General features: G+C 68.5%; 16 protein-coding genes. 9 read left to right on the forward strand and 7 right to left on the reverse strand.

What is annotated here, in order from left to right; all coding sequences use genetic code 11:
- Window positions 1–33 precede the first annotated feature (33 nt).
- Window positions 34–1,245, forward strand: a complete 1,212-nt coding sequence (locus GC106_RS49000; protein ID WP_173138824.1) for a neutral zinc metallopeptidase — start codon at window positions 34–36, stop codon at window positions 1,243–1,245.
- Window positions 1,246–1,257: 12 nt separating this feature from the next.
- Here GC106_RS49000 and GC106_RS33340 read toward each other — a convergent pair whose 3' ends face one another.
- Window positions 1,258–1,680: a hypothetical protein gene (locus GC106_RS33340; RefSeq protein WP_173138826.1), complete on the reverse strand. Its 423-nt coding sequence runs from the start codon at window positions 1,678–1,680 to the stop codon at window positions 1,258–1,260.
- A gap of 207 nt (window positions 1,681–1,887) precedes the next feature.
- On the opposite strand from GC106_RS33340, the gene lexA reads away from it, so the two are divergent.
- Entirely contained in the window at window positions 1,888–2,529 is a 642-nt protein-coding gene (gene lexA / locus GC106_RS33345; protein ID WP_173138828.1) for a transcriptional repressor LexA, read from the forward strand.
- On the opposite strand, the gene GC106_RS33350 is transcribed toward lexA, so the two are convergent.
- On the reverse strand, window positions 2,526–3,596 hold the full coding sequence (locus GC106_RS33350; protein ID WP_376777780.1) for a potassium channel family protein: 1,071 nt from the start codon (window positions 3,594–3,596) through the stop codon (window positions 2,526–2,528). The two genes, lexA and GC106_RS33350, sit on opposite strands and share 4 nt — an antisense overlap.
- 99 nt (window positions 3,597–3,695) lie before the next feature.
- Here GC106_RS33350 and GC106_RS33355 point away from each other — a divergent pair, with 99 nt between their 5' ends.
- On the forward strand, window positions 3,696–4,058 hold the full coding sequence (locus GC106_RS33355; protein ID WP_173138832.1) for a DoxX family protein: 363 nt from the start codon (window positions 3,696–3,698) through the stop codon (window positions 4,056–4,058).
- On the opposite strand, the gene GC106_RS33360 is transcribed toward GC106_RS33355, so the two are convergent.
- Together GC106_RS33360 and GC106_RS33365 are read right to left on the reverse strand one after the other, a co-directional pair.
- Entirely contained in the window at window positions 4,032–7,268 is a 3,237-nt protein-coding gene (locus tag GC106_RS33360) for an ATP-dependent helicase (RefSeq protein ID WP_173138834.1), read from the reverse strand. The genes GC106_RS33355 and GC106_RS33360 overlap by 27 nt on opposite strands.
- A 146-nt stretch (window positions 7,269–7,414) precedes the next feature.
- A complete protein-coding gene (locus GC106_RS33365; RefSeq protein ID WP_376777781.1) occupies window positions 7,415–10,603 on the reverse strand; it encodes an ATP-dependent helicase in 3,189 nt (1,062 codons plus the stop codon).
- Between the two features lie 658 nt (window positions 10,604–11,261).
- Between GC106_RS33365 and GC106_RS33370 the strand changes: the two genes are divergently transcribed.
- From GC106_RS33370 to GC106_RS33395, 6 genes are read left to right on the forward strand one after another with little or no spacing between them, the layout of a single operon-like run.
- Window positions 11,262–13,340, forward strand: coding sequence for an Agd3-related carbohydrate deacetylase (locus GC106_RS33370; RefSeq protein ID WP_173138838.1), 2,079 nt, complete (start codon window positions 11,262–11,264; stop codon window positions 13,338–13,340).
- Window positions 13,341–13,344: 4 nt separating this feature from the next.
- Window positions 13,345–15,396 carry an Agd3-related carbohydrate-binding protein gene (locus GC106_RS33375; protein ID WP_173138840.1) on the forward strand — a complete coding sequence of 684 codons (2,052 nt, stop codon included), beginning with the start codon at window positions 13,345–13,347 and terminating at the stop codon, window positions 15,394–15,396.
- Complete coding sequence (gene pelF, locus GC106_RS33380; protein WP_173138842.1) at window positions 15,393–16,814, forward strand: GT4 family glycosyltransferase PelF; 1,422 nt, start codon at window positions 15,393–15,395, stop codon at window positions 16,812–16,814. The genes GC106_RS33375 and pelF overlap by 4 nt, the downstream gene beginning before the upstream one ends.
- Window positions 16,811–18,136 (forward strand): hypothetical protein, encoded by a 1,326-nt coding sequence (locus tag GC106_RS33385; protein ID WP_173138844.1) that lies wholly within the window; start codon window positions 16,811–16,813, stop codon window positions 18,134–18,136. Before pelF ends, GC106_RS33385 begins: the two co-directional genes overlap by 4 nt.
- Before the next feature lie 21 nt (window positions 18,137–18,157).
- Window positions 18,158–18,877, forward strand: coding sequence for a nucleotidyltransferase family protein (locus GC106_RS33390; RefSeq protein ID WP_173138846.1), 720 nt, complete (start codon window positions 18,158–18,160; stop codon window positions 18,875–18,877).
- A complete protein-coding gene (locus GC106_RS33395; RefSeq protein WP_173138847.1) occupies window positions 18,874–19,737 on the forward strand; it encodes an NAD-dependent epimerase/dehydratase family protein in 864 nt (287 codons plus the stop codon). Before GC106_RS33390 ends, GC106_RS33395 begins: the two co-directional genes overlap by 4 nt.
- A gap of 44 nt (window positions 19,738–19,781) precedes the next feature.
- On the opposite strand, the gene GC106_RS33400 is transcribed toward GC106_RS33395, so the two are convergent.
- The 3 genes from GC106_RS33400 to GC106_RS33410 are packed head-to-tail and all read right to left on the reverse strand — an operon-like array spanning window position 19,782 to window position 22,731.
- On the reverse strand, window positions 19,782–20,498 hold the full coding sequence (locus GC106_RS33400; RefSeq protein WP_217281295.1) for an endo alpha-1,4 polygalactosaminidase: 717 nt from the start codon (window positions 20,496–20,498) through the stop codon (window positions 19,782–19,784).
- Window positions 20,495–21,433, reverse strand: a complete 939-nt coding sequence (locus GC106_RS33405; protein WP_173138849.1) for an NAD-dependent epimerase/dehydratase family protein — start codon at window positions 21,431–21,433, stop codon at window positions 20,495–20,497. Before GC106_RS33405 ends, GC106_RS33400 begins: the two co-directional genes overlap by 4 nt.
- The gene (locus tag GC106_RS33410) at window positions 21,430–22,731 is read right to left on the reverse strand and encodes a nucleotide sugar dehydrogenase (RefSeq protein ID WP_312873069.1); all 1,302 of its coding nucleotides are present in this window, start codon (window positions 22,729–22,731) and stop codon (window positions 21,430–21,432) included. The genes GC106_RS33405 and GC106_RS33410 overlap by 4 nt, the downstream gene beginning before the upstream one ends.
- Window positions 22,732–22,759: the final 28 nt, after the last annotated feature.

Consider the following 22,759-nt stretch of genomic DNA (forward strand, 5'->3'; position numbering starts at 1 on the left):
CACGCTCGGTTGAGAGCAAATGGGGGAAAGAAAGTGACGCGACCGCCGTACGGGCCAGGTCAGGGCGGCTTCCAGCCGCAGGGTTTCCCGCCACCGCGGCCCGTCGCACCGCCGCCGCGGCCCATGCCCGCGCCACCGATGTACCAGCCACGGCCGCCACACGGGCAGCCGCATTTCGGTCCGCCGCCGCCCCCTCCGCCACCGATGTGGCACCAGGCGCCGCCGTACCGCCCGAAGTCCAACACCGGCATGATCGTGACGATCACGCTGGTGAGCGTGCTCGTCGTGGTCGGCGGCCTGATCGGCGTGCTCGCCACGGTGGACGGAGGCAAGCGGAAACCCACCAGTGTCGCGGACTCCGGGTACGACTACCCGCCACCGGGCACTTCGTCGACGTCCGGCTCGCCGGCTTCGGCGACTCCCACTTCCGCGCAACGCCCGACGTCCTCCGCTCCCACCGCGCGGACGACTCCGCGCACGACACGGACCACCACCAGCACGCCGAGCGGCCCGAAGCCGGTCTACCGGACCAAGGACAACCCGCTTTTCGCCGGGGAGAACGGCACCAACACCGTGACGTGCAACCTGCCGCGCTGGCAGAGCACACCCGCCGCCGCGCAGGCGTTCTTCAACGCGGCCATGCCGTGCATGGAGGCCGCGTGGGCGCCGGTGCTGCAACGCGCCAACCTCCCGTGGATCAGGCCGAAGATCGCCTTCCCGAGCGGCAAGCGGTGGGAGAGCGGCTGTGGCGTGGCCGACTCGACCAAAGAGGACGTCGCGGCCTTCTACTGCGCCCCTGACCTGACGATCTACATGCCGTTCGAAGGACTGCAGACCAACGTCAACGGCAGCAAGATCGGTGCCTACCTCGCGCTGTTCGCGCACGAGTACGGCCACCACGTCCAGTCGTTGAGCGGTTCGCTGAAAGCCGCGCACAACGAGTCGTACGAACTGGGCCCGGACTCCGCGGCCGGCCTGGAAATCCAGCGCCGCAAGGAGTTACAGGCGCAGTGCTTCGGCGGGATGTGGTTCGCCGCGGCGTGGAACGGCAAGGGTTCGATCACCGACGCGGTCGTGCGCGACATGCTGGCCGACGGCTACACCCGCGGCGACGACAACAACCCAGGCGCACCTCGCGACCACGGTAAACGCCAGAACTACGGCGCATGGCAGAAACAGGGCTACGAGAAGAACCGCACGTATCAGTGCAACACGTACCTGGCACCGGCCAACAGCGTCAGCTGAGGCCCGCGGTGGTCAGGTGAGTTTGCCGTACAGGTAGGCGAAACCGCCGCCGGCGAAGCAGGCCAGGAGGAACAGGATGTACGCCACCGGTCTGCGTGCGCCGCTCTCGCCGGTGGCGGCTTCCGCACCGTGCACGGTGATCGTTCCGGCGAGCTCGGCGGGCACGCTCACGTCGACTTGCTCGCCTTCGCGGTGACCGCACGCGTCCAATGTGGCCTGATGTTCCTCGCCGTCGTGGACGAATGTGACGATTTCCCCGTTCGCGGTGTCGGCGCAGGACGAGCCCTTCGTCACTTTCGCCGTGATCCTGGTGGCGCCGGGTAACTCCGTGGACAGCCCGAAGAGACCCGGCGCCGATAACCACAGCGCGAGGCTGACAAAAACACCGAGCAGGACGACGACGGCAAGCCGGACCGCGTCCGGGCGAACCTCCACAGGCAGGATGGTGTCAGACGACCCGCCGCCGCGTCACCGGTGTCCCCGCCACCACGGCCGACAGCCTGGTCACCCTCGTGAGTGTTTATCAGGGTTAGAACACCGATAAACACTCACGAGGGGTGGGCTCCACAGGCAGGATGGTTTCAGACGACCCGCCGCCGCGTCACCGGTGTCCCGGTCACCACGGCCGGTAGTCTTCGGCGGGTGACCGACATCTTCGACCACCTCGACGCTTCCGCCCTGCCGCCACGGCAACAGCAGATCCTCGCGACGATCCAGGACTGGGTGATCCGGCACGGGTATTCGCCGAGCACCCGGGAGATCGGCGACGCCGTGGGGCTGCGGTCGTCCTCGACGGTGTCGAAACACCTTGCCAGCCTGGAGGAGAAGGGGTTCCTGCGGCGCAGCGCCTCGGTCTCGCGGCCGATCGACGTCCGGATGTTCCTGCCGGAGCCGGCTTCGCGGGACGGCGAGTCCGTGCCGGTGCCGGTCGTCGGCGACATCGCCGCCGGTGTGCCGATCGCGGCCGAGGAGCACGTCGACGACGTCCTGAAGCTGCCGCGCGACCTGACCGGGCGGGGCACGGTCTTCGGGCTGCGGGTCCGCGGTGACTCGATGATCGACGCGGCCATCTGCGACGGTGACATCGTCGTCGTCCGTCAGCAGTCCGAGGCGCACTCGGGGCAGATCGTCGCCGCGATGATCGACGACGAGGCCACGGTCAAGGTGTACCGCCGCCGCAACGGGCACGTCTACCTTGAGCCGCGCAACCCGGACTACGACGTCATCGACGGTGACAACGCCGTGATCCTCGGGACGGTCGTTTCCGTACTGCGGAGTGTCTAGCTTTCCTCGGCGGGCGGGGTGACCTTGCGGACGTACAGCAACCGGTCGCCCGCCTCGACGGCGTCGGCCTCCGCCGAGTCCACGCGGTACAGCTTCTTGCCCCGCACCACGCCCAGCACGATGTCGGCCATGTGCCGTGGTGAGCCGCCGATCTCGTCGGGCTCCACGTCCCGTTCGGCGATCGCCAGGCCGCTGTCCGGGGTGATCAGGTCCTCCACCATGTCCACGACGTTCGGCGTGTGCGTGGCCATGCCGAGCAGGCGGCCCGCCGTCTCGCTGGAGACCACGACCGAGTCCGCGCCGGACTGACGCAGCAGGTGCACGTTCTCCGCTTCCCGGACCGCGGACACGATCTGCGCCTTCGGCGCCATCTCCCGCGCGGTCAACGTGATCAGCACGGCCGAGTCGTCCCGGTTGGCCGCCACGACCACCGCACGGGCCCGGTCGACACCCGCCACCCGCAGCACGTCCGACCGCGTGCCGGAGCCGTGCACGGTCACCAGACCGAGCGCCGAGGCCGCGTCGAGCGAGTTCTGGTCGGTGTCCACCACGACGATCTGGCTGGGCTTCATGCCGTCCGTCAGCACCGCGCTGACCGCGGACCGGCCTTTCGTGCCGAACCCGATCACCACCACGTGGTCCCGCACCTTTTTCCTCCAAACCTGGATCTTGAAAGCCTGCCGGGACCGTTCGGTCAGCACCGCCAGGGTCGTGCCGACCAGCACGATCAGGAACAGCACGCGCAGCGGTGTGATCACCAGGACGTTGATCAGCCGCGCGGACGGGCTGAACGGGGTGATGTCGCCGTATCCGGTGGTCGACAGCGACACCGTCGCGTAGTAGATCGCGTCGAGCAGGGACAGCCCGTCGCCGTTGACGTCCCGGTAGCCGTCCCGGTCCAGGTACACGATCACGACCGCGGCGGCGAGCGCGAGCAGCGCGCCGATCACCCGCCGGACGATCGACGTGATCGGGCTGACGGTGCCCTCGGGGATCCGGATGACCCCGACAAGCGAGTGGTCCGGCCGGTCGGTGAGCCGGTCGGTGGCCTGCAACCGCCTGATCATGTGCATTCTCCCCGGTGGGACGCCAACGTGCGGCAGAGTAGCGCCGTGGCTCGCGGGCGTGGCTCGTGCGTCGGGCTACTGGCGGGTAACGTCCTCGCCATGACCGAATCCCGGCGCGCGACACTGCTGGCCGTCCTGCTCGGCACCATGGGCACGCTGCACTTTCTCGTGCCGCGTCCCTTCGACCGGCTGATCCCCCGCGCGCTGCCCGGCACCGCCCGCACCTGGACGTACGCCTCCGGCGTCGGTGAGCTCGGCACCGCCTTGCTGATCTCGGTCCCCCGGACCCGGCGGCTCGGCGGTCTGCTGGCCGCGCTGCTGTTCGTGGCGGTGTTCCCCGGGAACGTCAAGATGGCCCTGGACGCGAAGACGACGCCGTCGAAGATCGTCGCGATCACCCGGTTGCCGCTGCAATGGCCGCTTGTCGCATGGGCGCTACGCGTCCGTGACGGACGGGACTGACCGGACCAACGCACGTAGCCCGTCGGCGTCGAGCAGGTCGGCGGGCTGCAAGGTGTGGTCGTGGCGGACGTAGTGGAACGCCGCACGGACCCGCTCGACCGGGACGTGCGCCAACTGCGCCCAGGCCAGCCGGTAGGCGGCGAGCTGCACGGCCAACGCGGGCAGCTGAGCCGCGTCGGGGACCCGTCCGGTCTTCCAGTCCACAACGGTCCAACCGCCGTCGTCGTCCGCGTACACGGCGTCCATCCGGCCACGGACCGACAGCCCGTCGACGTCGCACGTGAACGGCACCTCGACCTCGTGCGGAATCCGGTCGGCCCACGAACTGGCCAGGAACGCCGCCCGCAACGCCTCCAGCTCGTCGTCCTGAGCGGCGCTGTCGTCGGCCGCACCGGGCAGCTCGTCGAGGTCGAGCAGGCGGCCGGAGCCGAACCGCCGTTCCAGCCACGTGTGGAACGCGGTGCCGCGGCGGGCAACCGGGTTCGGCGGGAAAGGCAGCGGACGGCGCAGCCGGCGGGCCAGGGCATCCGGGTCGGCGGCCAGTTCGACGAGCTGGCTCACCGACAGCTGGCCGGGCAGCGCGATCTTCTCCCGTCTGGTCTGGGCCGCCGCGCGTTCGGCGAGCAGCACGTCCGTGTCCCGCTGCCAGCCGTCCGGGTCCTCGTCCTCCAGCGGGAGCAGCAACTGGTCCTCGTCGGGCGGTTTGCCGCGCTTCAGCTTCGCCAGTTCGGCGCGGACCTGGTCGGCGCCGTCCAGCACGTCCTGGCGCCGCTTGCCCAGCGGGTCGATCGGCCAGCGCGCGATCCGCGCCGCGTTCGCGATCGGGTTCTCCTCGTCCTCGGCGGGCGCGGGCGCCCAGTGGTCGACCGCCGCGACGTCCACTTCGGACAACTCGGTGAGGAACTCCGACGGGCCCTTGGGTTTCGCGCCGGTCCGGCCCCACCAGTGCCCGGACACCAGCAGGCTGCGCTCGGACCGGGTGAGCGCCACGTAGAACAGCCGTCGTTCCTCGGTCAGCGCGCGTTCGGCGAAGCCCTCGTTGTGCTCCTGCAGCGCCTCTTCGACTTCCTTGCGGTTCATGTCACCGGAAAGCCGCAGCTCCGGCAGGTCCTGTGCGTCACCGCGAAGCGAAGCGGGCAGTTCGGTCACCGCACGCAGCCAGCTCGATCCCCGGCGCTTGGACGGGAACACGTCCGTCACGACGTGCGGGATCGCGACGACCTCCCATTCCAGGCCCTTCGCGGAGTGGACGGTGACCACCTGCACGCGGTCCTCGGCGACTTCGACCTCACCGGGTTCCAGCCCGTCCTCGGCGTCCTCCGCGGCGGACAGATAGTCCAGAAAGGACATGAGGCTGGCCGACGGGCTGTGCTGCGCGTAGTCCGCGACCACGTCGGCGAACGCGTCGAGGTGCACACGGGAGATCGGCCCGGGCCGCGCGGACGCCTCGATGTCCAGCTGCATGGTGCGCTCGACGTCCGCGACCAGTTCGGGCAGCGACTGGTCGAGCCGTCGCCGCAGCTGCGTGAGCTCGCCACCGAGGCCGCGGATGCGGTTGTACCCCTCGGTCGAGTACCGCTTCGGGTCGCCCGGGTCGTCCAAGGCGTCGACCAGCCCGGCCTGTTCGGCACGCTCCCCCGGCACCGCGCCCAGCAGCGGGTCCACCTGGTCGGGCGCGTGCAACCCGGCCAGTTCGGTCGCCCGGCGCCACAACGCGGCCAGGTCCGCGGCGGACAGCCGCCACCGTGAACCGGTGAGCAGCCGTGTCGCGGCTGTCCCGGCGAGCGGGTCGACGAGCACTCGCAGCGTGCTGACCAGGTCACGGACTTCCGGCTCGTCCAGCAGGCCGCCCAGGCCGACGACCTCGACCGGCAGGCCACGGGTGCGCAGCGCGGTGGCGATGTCCGCCATGTCCGCTCTCCGGCGGACGAGGACCGCCGCGGTCGGCGGTCTGCCCTCGTTCTCGATCTTGGCCCGCCAGCGGCCCGCCACCGCGTCGGCCAGCCATTCCAGTTCCGCCTGGATGTCCGGGAACAGCGCGCAGCGCACGTCGCCCTCGTCGGCGTCCTCCCGGGCCCGCAGCTCGTCCACCTCCAGGCCGGAACGGCGCAGCGGCTCGGAGACCGTGTTCGCGAGTGTCAGCACTTCCGGCGGGTTGCGGAAGCTGGTGAGCAACCCGTACCTGGTGGCAGGCCGCTTGTCCTCGGTCGGGAAGTCCGTGGTGAACCTCGGGAGGTTGGCCGCGCTCGCGCCACGCCAGCCGTAGATCGCCTGCGCCGGGTCGCCGACAGCCGTGACGGGCATCGGATCGTCCCGGCCGAACAACGACCTCAGCAGGACGCGTTGCGCGTGGCCCGTGTCCTGGTACTCGTCCAGCAGCACGGCCCCGTACTTGGCTCGTTCGCCTTTGGCGACTTCGGGATGGTCGCGCGCGAGCCGTGCCGCGATCGCCATCTGGTCGGCGAAGTCCATCACGCCGTCCTTGCGCTTGCGCTCGGCGTACGCCTTCACCATCGGCAGCAGCGCGACCCGGAACCGTTGCGCCGCAATGATCTCCTTGAGCTTCTGGGACGGTTCCGCCGCCTGCCTCGGGCCTCGCGGGGCGGCCTCGATCAGCTGGCAGAGCCGTTCGGCGTGCTCGGCGAGCTTGTCCTCGTCGACCAGGTGCTCCCCCATCTCCCCGGCGAGGTCGAGGAGGTACCTCGTGATCGTCGCGGGCACGCGGTCGGTGTCGAGGTCCTGCGTCCACGTGCTGACCAGACGGTGTGCGAGCTGCCACGACGAGGTCTCGGTGAGCAGCCGCGCCGCGGGTTCCACCGGCAGCCGCAGACCGTGCTCGCCGACCAGGCGCCCGGCGTACGCGTGGTAGGTCAGGATCGTCGGTTCGCCGGTGATCACCGCGGCCTTGCGTTCACCGCTGGGATCGAGCCGGTCCAGCACCCCGGAACCCACCAGCTTGCGCAGCCTGGCGCGGACACGGTCGGCCAGCTGACGGGCGGCCTTGCGGGTGAACGTCAGACCGAGAATCCGCTCGGGCACGACCAGGCCGTTGGCGACGAGCCACACCACGCGGCCCGCCATCGTCTCGGTCTTGCCCGCGCCCGCACCGGCCACGACCAACGCCGGTTCGGCAGGCGCCGCGATCACGGTCGCCTGCTCGTCGGTCGGGGCAGGCAGGCCGAGTGCCGAGGCCAGCTGCCGGGGGGTCATCCGGTCGTTCACAGCGACCCGACCCTACATCGGCAAACGGGGGATCGCGGTGTTCGGCATACGCACCTCCTCCGGAGCGGACCGGCGCGTCTGCCGGGGTCAGGCGGCCGGTGAGCGTGGGCGGCTCCGCACGACGTACGCCCTGGTCATTCCGTCACCTGCCGGCCTGCCGGGTGCAACGGGCAACTCGTCTTCGCCGGGCAGCGGGGGCAGTCCGGGTTCTCCCTGGCGTCGTAGTCGGGGCCGATGCTGTCGGCCGCCGCCTTGCGGACGACCGACAGCCACTCCTGGACAGCTTCCCCCTCGACCGGCTCCTGGACGCGTTCCGCCGCGCCGGTCCTGCGGTCTTTTTTCGCCACGAACACCAGGCGCGCACCACCCGGGGCGGTGTCCAGCCCGAGTTTGACGAACGCGCCGTACGCGGCGGCGAGCTGGTACACCGCGAGCTGCGGGTGCTGGGCGGCCTCGTCCTTGCTGACCGGGGTCTTGCCGCTCTTGATGTCGATCACGACCGGGCGTTTGTCCGCGTCGGCCTCGAGGCGGTCGACCCGGCCGCGCAGCCGGATCAACGGCCCGTCTTCCTCCTGCGGCAGGTCCACGCTGACGTCCTGCTCGATCGCGACCTGCGTGAGCTGGGACCGCGAGCCCGTCAGCCAGCTCAGGAACGTGTCGAGCATCCCGTGCACGCGTTGCCGTTCACGCTTGGAGTACCAGGGTGCGCCCGCGTCGACCTGTTTCCACGCCTCGTCGAGCTGCGCGCGCAGTTCCCGCTCGTTCGCGCCTTCCGCCGCGGCCTGGGCCAGCGCGTGCACGAGCGTCCCGGTGATCACGTGCAGTTCGACCGGGTCCTGGCCACCGTGCCGTTCGACCACCCAGCGCAGCGGGCACTTCGCCAGAACGTCCACAGTGGACGGTGAGACCTTGACGGGTTCGGTCTTCTCCCGCAACGCGGCGGCACTGGACAGCTCGGCCAGCCCGTACCAGGAGTCCGGGTGCGCGCCGGGCACCCCGGCTTCGGCCAGCCTGGCCAACTGCCGCGCGGCACGGCGGCGGCGCGGCGCGGGCTCCTCACCGTCGCACACGACCTTGCGCAGCTCGCCGACCAGATCAGCCAGCACCAGCGACCGCGTCCCGGACAGCGAGACGAAGGCCAACTCCTCGTCCTCGAACTCCGCCAGCTCACCGAGGAACCGGGACGGCTGTTCCTCTTCACCACGGATGGCGCTGACCAGCAGCCGCCACCGGGCACGGCTCGCGGCCACCATGAACAAGCGGCGTTCCTCCGCCAGGATCGGCGCCGTCATGGAGACGTATTCGTACGGGTCGGCGCCGTTCAGAACGTCCACCATCTGTTCGACACCCAGCAGCGAACCCCGCAACCGCAGGTCCGGCCAGGCGCCTTCCTGCACGCCGGGCACTGCGACGACCGTCCATTCACGCCCGGCGGCGGCGTGCGCGGTCAGCAACGCGACGGACTCGCCGATCGGCGCCTTCTGCGCGAGGCTGTCGCCCGCGATCTGTTGCGCGCCCAGGTATTCGGCGAACCGGCCGACACCGGCGCCCGGCAACCGGTCGGCGTACTTGGCGGCCGCGTGGAACAGGCCGACGATCGCGTCCAGGTCGCGATCCGCCTGTGCGCCGGAGGTTCCGCCTCGTTCCGCCTGCGCCACCCAGCGCCGTTCCAGACCACTGCCCTGCCATACGCCCCAGAGCACCTGCTCCACGCCGGCGCCTTCGGCGATCGCCTTGCGCGCCTCGGCGAGCAACGCGCCCACACGGCGCAGCGGCGCGGCCTCGGCATCGTCCAACGCGGCAAGCCGGTCGTTCGAGTTGAGCGCCTCGACAAGCAGTTCATCGCTCGACCGGTCGCCCTCCGCGGCCAGTTCGAGCCGCCGGAGGCCACGGCGCAACCGGCGCAACGCCATCGGGTCCGCACCACCGAGCGGGGACGACAACAGCATCGCGGCCATCTCGGCGTCCAACGCGTTCGGGTCGGCGGCGCACTCCAGCAACGCGAGGAACGGCCGGACGGCGGGTTGTTGCGCCAACGGCACCTCATCGGTCGGGATCGCGACCGGCACTCCGGCCGCCGCCAACGCCCGGTACAGCACCGGGATCGACCGTGTCGCGGAGCGGACGACAACCGCCATCTCCGACCACGGGATCTCGTCGATCAGGTGCGCCCGCCGTAGCTGGTCGGCGACCCAGCTGGCCTCGGCCGCGGCCGACGGGTGCAGCCGGAGCGCCACGTTGCCGTCGGCCGGGACGTCCCGCCCCTCGCGGATCTGGCGCTGCGGCCCGGTTCCCGGCAGGCGACCGGCGAGCCGCCCGACCGCCTCACGGATCTGAGTCGCCATCCGGTGGCCCGTGGTGAGCACGACTGTGTTGCCGCCGCTGGGATCGGCGTCGGCCAGCAGCCGGGGATCGGCACCACGGAACGAGAAGATCGCCTGGTCAGGGTCACCGGCGAGGACATACTCGGTGGCCCCCTCGGCCAACGTCTCCACCAGCTGGAACTGCAACGGGTCGAGGTGCTGCGCGTCGTCGACGTAGAGGTGGCGGACTCGCGTGCGCTCCTGGTCGAGCAGCTCCTCATCGGTCTCGAAGGCGACCAGCGCGCTGTCGACCAACTCGGCCGCGTCCAGCGCCGGGCCGCTCGCGTGCGCCACACCGGTGTCCGCCGCCGCGGCCAGCAACGTCACTTGTTCGTACTGCTTGCCGAACAGACCGGCCGCCACCCATTCGTCCCGGCTGTAGCGCCGCCCCAGTTCAGCGAGGTCCTCCGGGCCGACGCCACGCTCGGCCGCGCGCAGCAGCAAGTCGCGCAGCTCGTCGGCGAAGCCGGGAATGGTCAGCGCGGGCTTCAGCCGTTTCGGCCAGTAGTCCGCGCCTCGCTCCAGATCACCTTCGAGCAGGTCACGCACCACCGCGTCCTGCTCGGGACCACTCAGCAGCCGTGGCCCCGGTTCGTCCCGTAGCGATGCCTGCAACCGCAACACCGCGAACGCGTACGAGTGGACCGTCCGCACAAGCGGGTCACGGACCGTCCGCATGCCCATGTCGGTCAGCAGGCGCGTGATGTGCGTGCGCAGTGCGGTGGCCGCGCGCCTGCTCGCGGTGAGGATCAGCAGGCTTTCCGGATCGGCGCCGTCCTTGATCCGCTTCGCCGCCAGCTCGGCCAGCAGCGTGGTCTTGCCCGTGCCGGGCCCGCCGAGCACGCGGCAAAAACCGCCGCCGCCACCCTCGATCAGCTGGGTGGCCGCATCGTCCCAGCTCAGGTCCGCACGAGGGTGGTGCGGAGCCCGGACGAGGAGCGGCGCGGACTTCGTCACCACGGCACGATCGAAGCACGGCCCACCGACAATCCCGTCGGCGACACCCCCGGCCTGGGGATTCGATCACTCGCCCGCGGGCAGGCGGAGGTGCCGACCCACGCGCCGGAGCCGGACCGGACGCCCCCGGTGCCCGCGTCCGGCGTCCCTATCCGGGAACGGATTGGCGGGGAAGATGCCGGACGTCATTCCCAGTTGCCTGTGAACGAAAGTGATCAGCTTCTTTTTTCAAGACGTGAAGGCAATTGCCACCCATTCGGCCGAGACATGCCGACTGCGTCGTCCACCTCAGTCGTCACACCCGGACGGCAGGCTCCGGAATACTCCGTCCGGTCCAGGCGACGCCGGCCGGTTCAGCGAAAACCGAGGTCACCGGATACCGGGAAACCGTTGCCGGCTCAAGCATCCACGCACCCGCGATGATCCACTGAAAAGTGACGGTTCCGGCGTGTAACAACCGGACATCCGGCGACGAACCCCTAAGTGCCGTCGCGCCTGTATCGATCATTGCTGCCCGCCCTGCAACTGGGAGGCTCATGCCCGGCTGAGCGTTTCCGCGTCTCGTTCCCCTGAACAGGAATACCTCTTCTCCACTTCAGCGAGTGGGCGCGCTCGCCATGCCGCCATGCCCGAATAACCACGCCACTTGAAGGGTTCCTCCATGAAAAGGATCAGGGCACGGGTATTACCTGTCCTGCTAGCAGCCGTTGTCGCCGGTTCCGTCGCCACTTCCGCGAGCGGCGTTCCGGCCAGTGCCGCGCACGCCGAACACGCGCACGAACATCCGTTGATCCGGGCCGCGGTGGCCCGGCCGAAACAGCCACCGGCGCCCAAGTTGCCTGTGGTGAATGGGCCGGTAATGAGCACGGCCGCACTGGTCCAGGATGTGAACGCCAAGTCGAAGGTCGCCCTTCGCGTACTGGTTGTCGCCAGTTCGTCGGCTGATTTCGGACTGCCGACATGGAAGTCCACGCTCGATCGCATCGGGCAGCCGTACGACGTCATCTTGGCGAAGAACACGACACTTCGCGCCGGCCAGCTGGTGAACGCCGACGGAACACCGAAATACAGCGCGGTCCTGCTCACCGACAACGCCCTGATCAGCGAAGGGACCAGCGCCTTCGACACAGCCGAGTGGTCGGTCCTGTGGTCCTATGAAAGGACCCACGGGATCCGTCAAGTGTCGTTGTACACGTCGTACGGAACATTTCCCGAGGACTACTGCTTGCGGCCCGGCAGTGAAGGACCGATCACCACACCCGCGCAGGCCACACTGACGCAGGCAGGCGCGGCGTTCTTCGACTACCTGAAGGCGTCGGCGCGCATTCCCATCACCCAGTCGTACGCATACCGGTCACGGCTCCAGTCCGGCTGTTCGGCGCAACCGCTGCTGACGATCGGCAACGACGTGCTCGGAGTGACCTCGACGACCGCGGACGGGCGTGAGCGCGCGGCGCTGACGTTCTCCTCGGGCGAGTACCAGGTGCACACCGACCTGCTGAGCTACGGCCTGGTGCGCTGGGCCACGAACGGCGTTTTTGTCGGCGAGCAGCGGCACTGGCTGAACGTCGACATCGACGACTGGTTCAACCACACCGCGCACCTGTACCCCGACGGCAGGCTGGAGACCGACCCCGGCTTCCGGCTGTCCGGCGTCGAGGCCTCGGCCACACACGCGCAACAGAACTCGCTGCGCGACCGGTTCCCGCTGGCGGACGAGTTCACCCTGAACATCCCGTACAACGCCGGCGGGTTCGACCCGGCCGCGCCGTCCCGGTGCAGCGCGACGAACACACCCGACCCGCTGAGCAGCTTCTCCCGGTGTGAGGCCAACAACTTCCGGTGGATCAACCACACCCTGACCCACCCGACGATGGACTTCCTGACCTACGCCGAGAGTTTCAGCGAGATCCGCGACAACCTGGCGCCGGTTCGCGAAGCGGGATTCGTCGTGCCGACCGAGATCCTGAAGACCCCGGCGTACTCCGGGCTCGGCGTCTACTCGCCCACGCCGAACGGCCCGCTGAAGGACTTCGGCCTGACCGGCTCGAACCCGAACCTGCTGCGGGCGGCGAAGGACCTCGGGGTGAAGTACCTGCACGGCAACATGTCCTTCGAAGGACACCAGCCGCCGTGCTTCAACTGCGCGATCACGCACCCGCTCGAACCGGCGGTCTCGGTGGTGCCGGACTGGCCGGTCAACATCGGCTACCAGGTCACCACGCCCGCCGAGCAGACCTATCTGTACAACAGCCTTTACGGCCCGGACGGCCAGTTCCCCACCCACCCGAGGAACCTGACGTACGCCGAGATCCTCGCGCTGGAAGCGGAGGTCGGCCTGTCGCACGTGCTGAGCGGATCGGTGTACTCGCACACGTTCCACCAGGGCAACGCCCACCACTACGCGCCCGGCAAGAGCCTGATCTTCGACTGGACCGAGGAGATCGTCCGGCAGTACAGCAGCTTTTACCAGGTTCCGTTGAAAGGCCCGGACTGGAGCAGGCTCGCCGGGTACACCAAGGCCCGCGCCGCGCACTTCGCCGAGATCCGGACCGGGCCGGACGTCGTGTGGGACCGGCTGACCAACATCGTCACGATCAACGCCGACACCACCGGCACGCTCTTCCTCACCGGGGCGAGCCTGGTGACCGTGCCGTCCGAACGGTACGGCGCCGACCTGATCTCCCAGGCAAGCGTCCGCCCCGGCCTGCCCCAGATCCTGCTCGCCCAGCCGAGGTAGGCCGATGAATCCACGCAGGCTGGGCCGGAATCTGCCCATTCCGCTGCTGATCGTGGTCGCGCTCGGGCTCGTCGCCGTCACGCTGTCCAGCCCGTCCGGGCTCGGCACACCGCGTGGCACGGCCACGTCAGCGCAGCCCTTGTTGCCCGAACAGCCGCCACTGCCTCGCAAGAACCGTGTCCCGGTGCGCGCCGCGTCGGCCGACACCGGGCCGGGGACCCGCGTCGCCCTACGGCAGCTGGTGGTGGCGACGGACGCGGAGGACTTCGGCCTGGCCGCGTGGAAATCGGTCCTCGACGCGATCGGCACACCGTACGACGTTCTGCTGGCGAGGACCGAGCGGCTCACGCCCGAGCGCTTGGTCCGGCCGGACGGCGCCGGCCGGTACAACGCGATCCTGTTGAGCAACAACGCCTTGCTGTACTCGTCGAACGGCACCTACCGCAGCGCCTTCGACGATCCACAGTGGAACGCCCTATGGGACTACGAGCGTGGGTTCCAGGTACGGCAGGTCTCGCTGAACACCTTTCCCGGGCAGACACCGGAGGACCACTGCCTGCGGCCGGTGCGGGAGAGTTCGATCGGGACCAAGCCGGAGCCCGCCACGCTGACCGGTGCCGGGGCGCAGGTCTTCGACTACCTGCACCAGGACGCCAAGGTCCCGATCGTTCAGTCCTATCTGTACCGGACCAAGCTCGGGTGCGCCGCGGAACCTTTGCTCAAGGTGGGTCCGGACATCGCCGGTGTGCTCAGCAAGGCACCGGACGGCAGGGAACGGGCCGCGGTGACGTTCTCGCTCGGCCCGGACGCCGTGTCGACAAAGCTCCTTGGACCGGGCCTGGTGCGCTGGGCCACCCGGGGCGTTTTCCTCGGCGAGCAACGGCACTGGTTCGGCGTGGACGTCGACGACTGGTTCAGCAGCACCATGCGGCAGCACCCGGACGGCACCAAGGACGTCTACCGGCTGACCGGTGCCGAGGCGGCCGAAGTCGCCGCCCAGCAGAAAAAAGTACGTCAGAACCATCCGCTGGCGAAAGACTTCACGCTCAACCTGCCCTACAACGCCAGTAAATTCGACGCCCGTGCGCCCGCGAAGTGCAGTTCGGACACCCCCGAACCGTTGAGCAGCTACACCAAGTGCCTGGCCGACGAGTTCCGGTGGATCAACCACACCAGCACCCATCCGCAGATGAACGACACCTCCTACGACCGCAGCCACACCGAGATCCGGCGCAACCTCACCGACGCCGCGATCGCCGGGCTGCGGGTGCCGCACACCGTGCTGAAGACCCCGGAGTACTCGGGTCTCGGCGTCTACAACCCTGATCCGGTCTCGCCCGATCCGCCGACCGACCACGGACTCGGCGGTTCCAACAAGGAGATGCTCAAGGCGGCGAGTGACCTCGGCGTGAAGTACGTGCAGGGCAACATGTCCTTCGCCGGGCATCGGCCGTCGTGTTTCAACTGCGGCATCCACCACCCGTTGCAGCCGGACGTGTTCGTGGTCCCGGACTGGCCGACCAACATCGCGTTCGAGGCCGTGACCCCGGAAGAACAGACAGCGCTGTACAACGCCGAATACGGCCAGCACACGTACGAGGCGATCGTCGCCAACGAGGCCGAAGTCGCGCTACAGCACGTGATCAGCGGTTCCGCGTACGTCCACACGCTGCACCAAGGCAACCTCCACCAATACGCCGAGGGCAAGAGCCTGGCGTTCGACTGGATCGAGGCGGTTCTGGCCGGATACAGCTCGTACTACCGGGTTCCGCTGAAGAACACCGACTGGATCACGCTGGCGAACTACGTCGAGAACCGCACCTCGCACTTCACCCAGCTGACCGAGGACGCGGTCTGGAACCGGGTCACGAACGCCGTCACCTACACCCCGAAGAACGACGGGTCCCTGTTCATCACGGGAATCGAGACCCGCGAAGCGACCGAGGAGGACCAGAAAGGACCGGACGAGGCCGAACTCTACGGCACCGACGCGGTGTCCCGGCTCGGTGTGACCGCGGGCCAGGCGGTCACCCTCACGGCGAGCCCGCGATCATGACCACACCCGGCACGCTGCTCAAACCCGCCGGCCTGGCCAGCCGGAGCCTGCGGATCGCGTTGATCTCCGAAGGAGCGTACCCGTTCCACCCCGGCGGCGTCAGCCTGTGGTGCGACCAGTTGATCAACGGCATGCCGGAGCACCGGTTCACCGCGGTCGCGTTGACCGTCGACGGATCGGAACGCAGCACCTGGCCCGCGCCCGGCAACCTGGCCAAGGTGGTGAACCTTCCCCTCTGGGGCGAACCACCCGAGGACCGGAGCAGGCGCAAGGGATTCGCCGAGATCCATTCGGCGTTCCTGGAAGCCCTGCGGCCACCGGGCGACGCGGACGCACTGCTCGCCGTACTCCCGGCCATGTTCGCGTACGCCCAGAATGCGGACCTTGGCAAAGCGATGCTGTCCAACGACGCCATCGACAGGCTGATGACACAGTGGACGCCTCCGCTGCGCCTGCGTGACGCACTGACCGCCGCTGATCTGCTGGAACACATGCTGCGGCCGTTGTCGTACCGGCCGATCCAGGCCGACATCTGCCACCTGTCGATGAACGGCCTGAGCGCCCTGGTCGCGATGGCCGCGAAATGGACCTACGGCACCCCGATCCTGATGTCCGAGCACGGCGTCTACCTCAGGGAGCGCTACCTCGGCATCGTCGACGAACCCGCGCCGCACACCGTGAAAGTGCTGCTGCTCAGCTTCTTCCGGGCACTGGCGGGCGCGGCCTACCGCGCCGCGGACATGCTCGCACCGCACTCCAGCTACAACCGTCGCTGGCAGTTGCACAACGGCGCGGACGAACGCCGCATGCGCACGATGTACAACGGGATCGACCCGGCGGACTTCCCGCCCGTCGAACACGAGCCGGACGAGCCGACCATCGTGTTCGTCGGCCGGATCGACCCGTTGAAGGACCTGCACACCCTGATCAGGGCGTTCCACCTGGTGCGCGCGGAGATCCCGGACGCACGACTGCGGATGTTCGGGCCGGTCACGCCGGTCAACGAGGGCTACCACGCCAGTTGCGTCGAGCTGATCGGCCACCTGGGCCTCACCGGCGCCGCGGTCTTCGAAGGCCGGGTCCCCCGGCAGATCGACGCCTACCACGCGGGGCACCTGGTCGCGTTGACCAGCGTGTCCGAAGGTTTCCCGTTCACCGTCGTCGAATCGATGTCGGCCGGCCGGCCCCAGGTGTGTACCAACGTCGGCGGCGTGTCCGAGGCCGTCGGCGACGCGGGATTCGTCGTACCGCCCCGTGATCACGCCGCGGTCGCACGAGCGTGCGTCAAGTTGCTCACCGACACGTCCTTACGGCGCAGGCTCGGCCGGGTCGCCCGGCAACGGGTGCTGGAGAACTTCACCTTGCAGCAGTGGAACGACACGTACCGCGGCATCTACAACGAGTTGGTGGCGCGGTGAACGAGATCGAGGCGGTGGACGAGCTCGCGGACCGGGTGGCGCCGATGATCGGCCGGGCCGTGGACGAGTTGCAGATCGCGGCGGTGCTGGAAAGCCAGGGTTTCACCGACCAGGTCGCCAGGGAACGGTACGGCGTCAAGGATGTCTTCGCCTTGGCGAGCGTGGTGTTCCGGCACCTGCCTCGGGACGTGGAAGCACTGCCGGACGCGCAGCGGGCGCGAAGGACGTTCCGGGTACTGTCGCACGGACCGCTCTTCTTGTTGCCGAGCCTCGGTTATCCAGCGGTCTACGACTGGCTCGGCGGCCTGCCCATGGTCCGCGGCCTGGTCTTCACCACCGCGATCGGCTGGTGGTGGGCGATGGGCATGAGCCTGGTGGCCTACCGCTTGCTCGGCCATGGTCTCGACCATGCCGCGGGCCGCTCGTTGCGGTTGCTCGGCGGCATCGGGCTGGGGGTAGTCGCCGCGGGCTCGCTCGTCATCGACACCCGGCTGTGGGTGTTCTGTCTGGCACAGATGGGTTTTCAGGTTTCGTCCTGTGTGATGGTGATCTACAAACGGGAAGCACGGCTCGCGCTGCTGATGCTGCCCGCGTGCGCAGGTGGACTGGCGCACCTGGTGTTCGACATGATGCTCGTGGCGCTGTGCTGCGGTGCGCTGTCCATTGTGCTCGTTCTGGTCGAGTCGTGGCGCTCGGCAGGCAAAGCGGCGCCGGACACCCGTAAACCGCCACGCATGCCCATGTTGCTCCGGCTGACCGCGCCGAGCGTGGCGTACTCGGCCTTGTGCGCGGCTTTCCTGTTGAACACCGACGCACGGTTCGTGCTGGCCGAACTGGATCTCGGTCTGGCGGTCGCTCCGCTGGTCCTCGGCATGGGAGCCGTGGAGTGGCGGGCACACCGGTACTCCGAGCAGGCGTTGGACCAGCTGGACCACAGCCGGGACGTGACGGCTTTCCGGCGGTGCATCCAGTGGCTGCTGATCCGGGAACTGGCGCACTGCCTGGTGATCATCGGCTGCATCGCGCTGCTGATGCTCGGCGTGCTCGCCCAGTTCGGCCTGCTCACCACCCGGGGTTCGTTGCTCGTCGACGCCCATGTGCTGCTGGGCGGCGTGTTCTTCCTCGGGTTCGTGCTGATGCGCTACGAGGGACTGCGGTCGTCGCTGGTGATCATGCCGGTCGTGGTGATCGCCAACGTGGTCGTCAACCTCGTCGTGCCCGGTTACGAAATCCAGGTTTTCCTCACGGGCTGTGCCGTCCTGCTCGTGCTGTTCCTGCTGGTCTCGCTGGTGACGGCCGGCGAGGTCCGGCGTTACCGATGATCTGAAAAGGAGGGCCACACCATGCATGCGGTGATACTCGCTGGGGGACGGGGGGTACGACTGCGCCCGTACACGACGGCACTGCCGAAGCCACTGGTGCCGATCGGCGAGGAGTACGCGATCCTCGACATCATCATGCAGCAACTGCGATCACAGGGCTTCACCCGCGCGACGTTGGCGATCGGGCACCTCGGGTCGTTGATCCAGGCGTTCGTCGGCGACGGCTCGCGGTGGAACATCTCGGTGGACTACTCCCAGGAGGAGTCGCCGCTGTCCACCATCGGGCCGCTGCTCAACTTCCTGGACCAGCTGCCGGAGCACTTCCTGGTGATGAACGGCGACGTGCTGACGGATCTGGACTATGTGGCGTTGCTGAACCACCACACCGAGACCCGGGCACCGCTGACCATCGCGACCTACCAGCGCCAGGTGAAGATCGACTTCGGGACACTGGAGACGACCGACGGCCGGATCGTCCGGTTCGTGGAGAAGCCCACGTTGTCGTACGGTGTCAGCATGGGCGTCTACGCGATGTCCCGCAAGACACTGGCGCCGTATCCCCGCAATGTCCCTTTTGGCCTCGACGAGCTTGTGCTCGACCTGCTGGCGAAGAACGAACCTCCCGCGGCGTACGACTTCGGCGGGTACTGGCTGGACATCGGCCGGCCGGACGACTACGACGAGGCGAACCGCGAGTTCGAACGGCTCCGCCCGATCCTGGTGCCGGAGGCGGTGCGGTGAAACGAGTTCTGCTCTTCGGCGGAACCGGATTCCTGGGCAGCAAGGTCGTCACGGCGCTGGACGGCCGTGCCACGGTGATCCAGGCAGGCCGGCGGTCCGCGCTGCGGCACGACTTGGTCAACGATGACGTGACCAAGCTGATGACGTTGCTGCGGGAAGTCAAGCCGGACGTCGTGGTGAACTGCACCGGCCTGCTATCCGGTTCCGCCGCGGATCTGGTGTCGGCCAACGTGCTGACCACCGCGTACCTGCTCGACGCGATCGGCTCGGCGACGGCCGGGACCAGGTTGGTGGTGATGGGGTCGGCCGGTGAGTACGGCGTTGTGCCGGTGGGAAAGCCGGTCACCGAAGACAGTCCGACCGCTCCCGTCGCCGCGTATGGGGTGACGAAGCTGGCCAGCACCATGATGGTCGCCTCGTCGCCTGTGGACGCTGTGTCGCTGCGCGTCTTCAACCCGATCGGGCCTGGTGTCGGCGCGGACACCGTGCTCGGCCGGGCCGCCGCGAGCATCCGCACGGCACTGCACCACGGCGAGACCAAGATCTTGCTTGGCCCGCTGGACTCGTACCGGGACTTCGTGGACGTCCGGGATGTGGCGAGTGCGATCGCCACCGTCGCCCTCGCCGACGCCGTCCCGCACCGTGTGCTGAACGTCGGCAGCGGACACCCGGTGCTGATCAGGGACGCGGTCAAGCTGCTCGCCGAAGTGGCCGGGTTCACCGGCGAGATCTCCGAAGCCGACCCGCCGGTCAGCCGGTCCGGCGCGGTCACCTGGATCGCCGCCGACACCACCCGGCTCACCGCCCTCGGCTGGCGCCCGCAGCACGACCTTGCCACCGCCATCCGCACCCTCTGGTAACCCCCCTCGTGAGTGTTTGTCAGGGTTCTAACCCTGATAAACACTCACGAGGGGTGAGCAGGGATTATGGTGAGGTCCCGGGTGCTGACGAAGCAGGGCATGCCGAACCGGGCCGCTCGCTGCCGCGCGAACTCCGCCAGCCGCGGGGTGTCGGCGTAGTCCAGTGCGAAGACTTCGACGTCCAGGCCCAGCAGGGTTTCGGCGTACCGGGCGTGGACGTCGAGCACGTCCGGGGGCCAGGGCGCGTAACCGCCTTCGACCCACCGGGACGTGAACGACTCGAACAGCACACCGTCGACCAGTTCGGCCAGGTGCGGCAGCAACCCGAAACCCCGGTTGGCGAGCAGGTAGTCCGGGTAGGTCAGTTCCCGCAACGCCGCGACCAAGGTCAGCAGATGCGGCAGGTCCTCGGGGAACGTCAGCTCGATGTTCAACGTGTCGAGGAAGAACCCCCGGTAGCCGCGCCTGCGCATCTCCTCCGCCTGGTCGAGCACGTGCTCGCTCCAGCCAGGGTGTCCAACGTGGACGAAGTGGCCGCCCCAGTCCGGATTGCGGTCGCCACGTTGCCACGCGGCAGGCGGTCCCGTGTCCTCGGTCATCGAGAGGTAGCAGAGCGGCCGCACTCCCCGTACCACAAGCGACGCGATGTCCTGTTCGGAGTACGCGTCGCCTTGCAGCACCACACGGTCGAACGCGGCGAGCCGATCGATCTGGTCCGTTCCGTAGTAGAACGCGATCGGCCCGCCGCGCGGATGGTTCACGCGTTCCCGCGATACCATTCGAACGTCCGTCTGACTCCCTCTGCCAAGGACACCGCGGGTTCGTACCCGGTGAGCGCACGCAGTTTCGTCAGGTCCGGGCACCGCCTGGCGACCGAACCCGCCGGCGCGCTTTCGACGTCGAGCGCCGGGTCGTGGTCGGCGATACGCAGCACGAGTTTGGTCAGATCGCCGATGTTCGTCTCCTCGTCGTTTCCGATGTGGACGATCTCGCCGGTCACCTTGTCCATCGCCAGCAGCATCGCCGTCACGGCGTCGTCGACGTAGCAGAACGCGCGGTACTGATCGGTGCCGTAGACCTTGAACGGATCTTCCCGGCGCACGGCACGCAACGACAGCTCGGGGATCACGTGGTCCGTGCCCATCCGAGGACCGTAGACGTTGTGGAACCGGCCGATCACGAACTGAAGGCTCTTCGCACGGCCGATGTGCACGACCGCTTCTTCGCCCAGGAGTTTGCTGGCGGCGTACGCGAACCTCGGCGCGGTGACGTCGTCGATCATCACCGGCACGGTCTCCGGCGTCGGCACCTCGACGATGCCCGCGCTCACGCCTCCCGCGTACACCTCGCTGGTCGACGCGAAGAACAGCTTCTCCTCCGGCCGGATCCAGTCCAAAGTGTTCAGTACGACCAAGGTGTTGACGCGGACCACCTTGCCCGGGTCCTTCTCGACGTTGCGCACGCCGACCACGGCCGCGAGCAGGTACACCTGGTCCCAGCCGTGCGGAATCCGGTCGAACGCCTCCGCGTCGGTGAGATCCGCCGAGATGACCGGGACTTCGAGCGCCGCGAGGTCCGGATCGTTGCGGCCACGGGAGAAGTCGTCGACCACGGTGACGTCGTGACCGTCCGCGAGCAAACGCCTGGTCAGGTGCACGCCGATGAACCCGGCACCACCGAGGACGAGGACCCTCATGCGGGCACCTCGTATCCCAGCGCCGCGTAGCGCACGCCGTGGGCCGTGATCTTGTCGGCGTCCAGGATCCGCCACGAGTCGTAGACCACACGGACGTTCCCGCCCGGCAGCAGTTCGTCGATGTCAATGGCCTTGTAGTCGGGGTGGTCGGTGATCACGAGCACCGCGTCCGCGGCCCGGAAACCCTCGGCGAGAGTGACCGGTTCGCCGCCGTACTCACGGATCACCCTCGGCAGCACGAGCGGATCGTGGCCGAGCACCCGGATTCCGGCTTCGGTGAACACCGGCATCATCGACGCGATCGGCGTGCCGCGCATGTCGTCCGTGGGCGGATGTCCTTTGTAGGCCCAGCCGAGGACCATCAGCGTCTTCGCGCCGTCCATGAGGTCGACCATCCGGTGCGCGACGTGCACCGGCGTCTCCTCGTTGAGCGTACGGGCCGCGGCGATCAGCTTCGGTACGTAACCGTTGCGTTCACCGCTGGTGAGCATGATGTACGGGTCCTTCGACAGACATCCGCCGCCGACGTAACCCGGCTTGGCGATGTCCGGCCGGGGGTAGTCGATGTTGGTCGCCCGGATGACCTCCAGCGGATCAAGGCCCAGCCGTTCGGTGAGCATCGCGACCTCGTTGCCGAACGAGTAGATCACGTCGGTGTGGCAGTTGTTGGTCAGCTTGACCAGCTCAGCGGTTTCCAGTGTGGACACCGGGACGACCTGGGCGGACAGCCCGGCGAACAGCCTGACGCCCAGTTCCCGGCTCTCGTCGTCCAGACCGCCGACGACCTGCGGCAACTCGACGAGCTCGCGCAGCGCCTGACCTTGGATCGTGCGTTCCGGCGCCATCACCAGCCGCGCGCTGTGCCACTTCTCGATCAGCGGCGGCAGCACCACTTCGCGGCTGGCGCCGACCGGAACCGTGCTGCGGACGACCACCAACGTCGTCGGCGCGCACCGGTCGGCCACGTGTTCCGCCGCGGCGGCCAGGTTCTTCAACCTGGGTTCGTGGGTTCTTTCATCGACCGGAGTCGACACGCAGATGATGGCCGCGTCGACGCCGTCCCGCGGCAGTTCGCGGGAGATGAAGATGTTCCTGCCGATCAATTCCGTGAACGTCTCGGTGACGCCCGGCTCGAAGATGTGCGGTTTTCCGCGGGACAACGATTCGAGCACCAGTGGATCGGTGTCCACGCCGTGCACTTCGAAGCCCTTGCGGGCCATCGCGGCCGCCAGCGTCAAGCCGACATAGCCCATTCCAACGATGCCGATTCTGCGTAAATCCGGCATGTGAACAGTCACGCTCACTCCTTGAGGATTTCAAACACCG

The sequence above is a fragment of the Kibdelosporangium persicum genome, assembly GCF_013280595.1.
GTDB lineage: Bacteria > Actinomycetota > Actinomycetes > Mycobacteriales > Pseudonocardiaceae > Kibdelosporangium > Kibdelosporangium persicum.

Excerpts from the sequence above, each read along its gene's own strand:
- GC106_RS33370 (WP_173138838.1), top strand. The coding sequence starts at position 11,262 with ATGAAAAGGATCAGGGCACGGGTATTACCTGTCCTGCTAGCAGCCGTT.
- GC106_RS33405 (WP_173138849.1), bottom strand. The coding sequence starts at position 21,433 with ATGAGGGTCCTCGTCCTCGGTGGTGCCGGGTTCATCGGCGTGCACCTG.
- GC106_RS33390 (WP_173138846.1), top strand. The coding sequence starts at position 18,158 with ATGCATGCGGTGATACTCGCTGGGGGACGGGGGGTACGACTGCGCCCG.
- GC106_RS33375 (WP_173138840.1), top strand. The coding sequence starts at position 13,345 with ATGAATCCACGCAGGCTGGGCCGGAATCTGCCCATTCCGCTGCTGATC.
- GC106_RS33350 (WP_376777780.1), bottom strand. The coding sequence starts at position 3,596 with ATGATCAGGCGGTTGCAGGCCACCGACCGGCTCACCGACCGGCCGGAC.
- GC106_RS33355 (WP_173138832.1), top strand. The coding sequence starts at position 3,696 with ATGACCGAATCCCGGCGCGCGACACTGCTGGCCGTCCTGCTCGGCACC.
- GC106_RS33360 (WP_173138834.1), bottom strand. The coding sequence starts at position 7,268 with ATGACCCCCCGGCAGCTGGCCTCGGCACTCGGCCTGCCTGCCCCGACC.
- pelF (WP_173138842.1), top strand. The coding sequence starts at position 15,393 with ATGACCACACCCGGCACGCTGCTCAAACCCGCCGGCCTGGCCAGCCGG.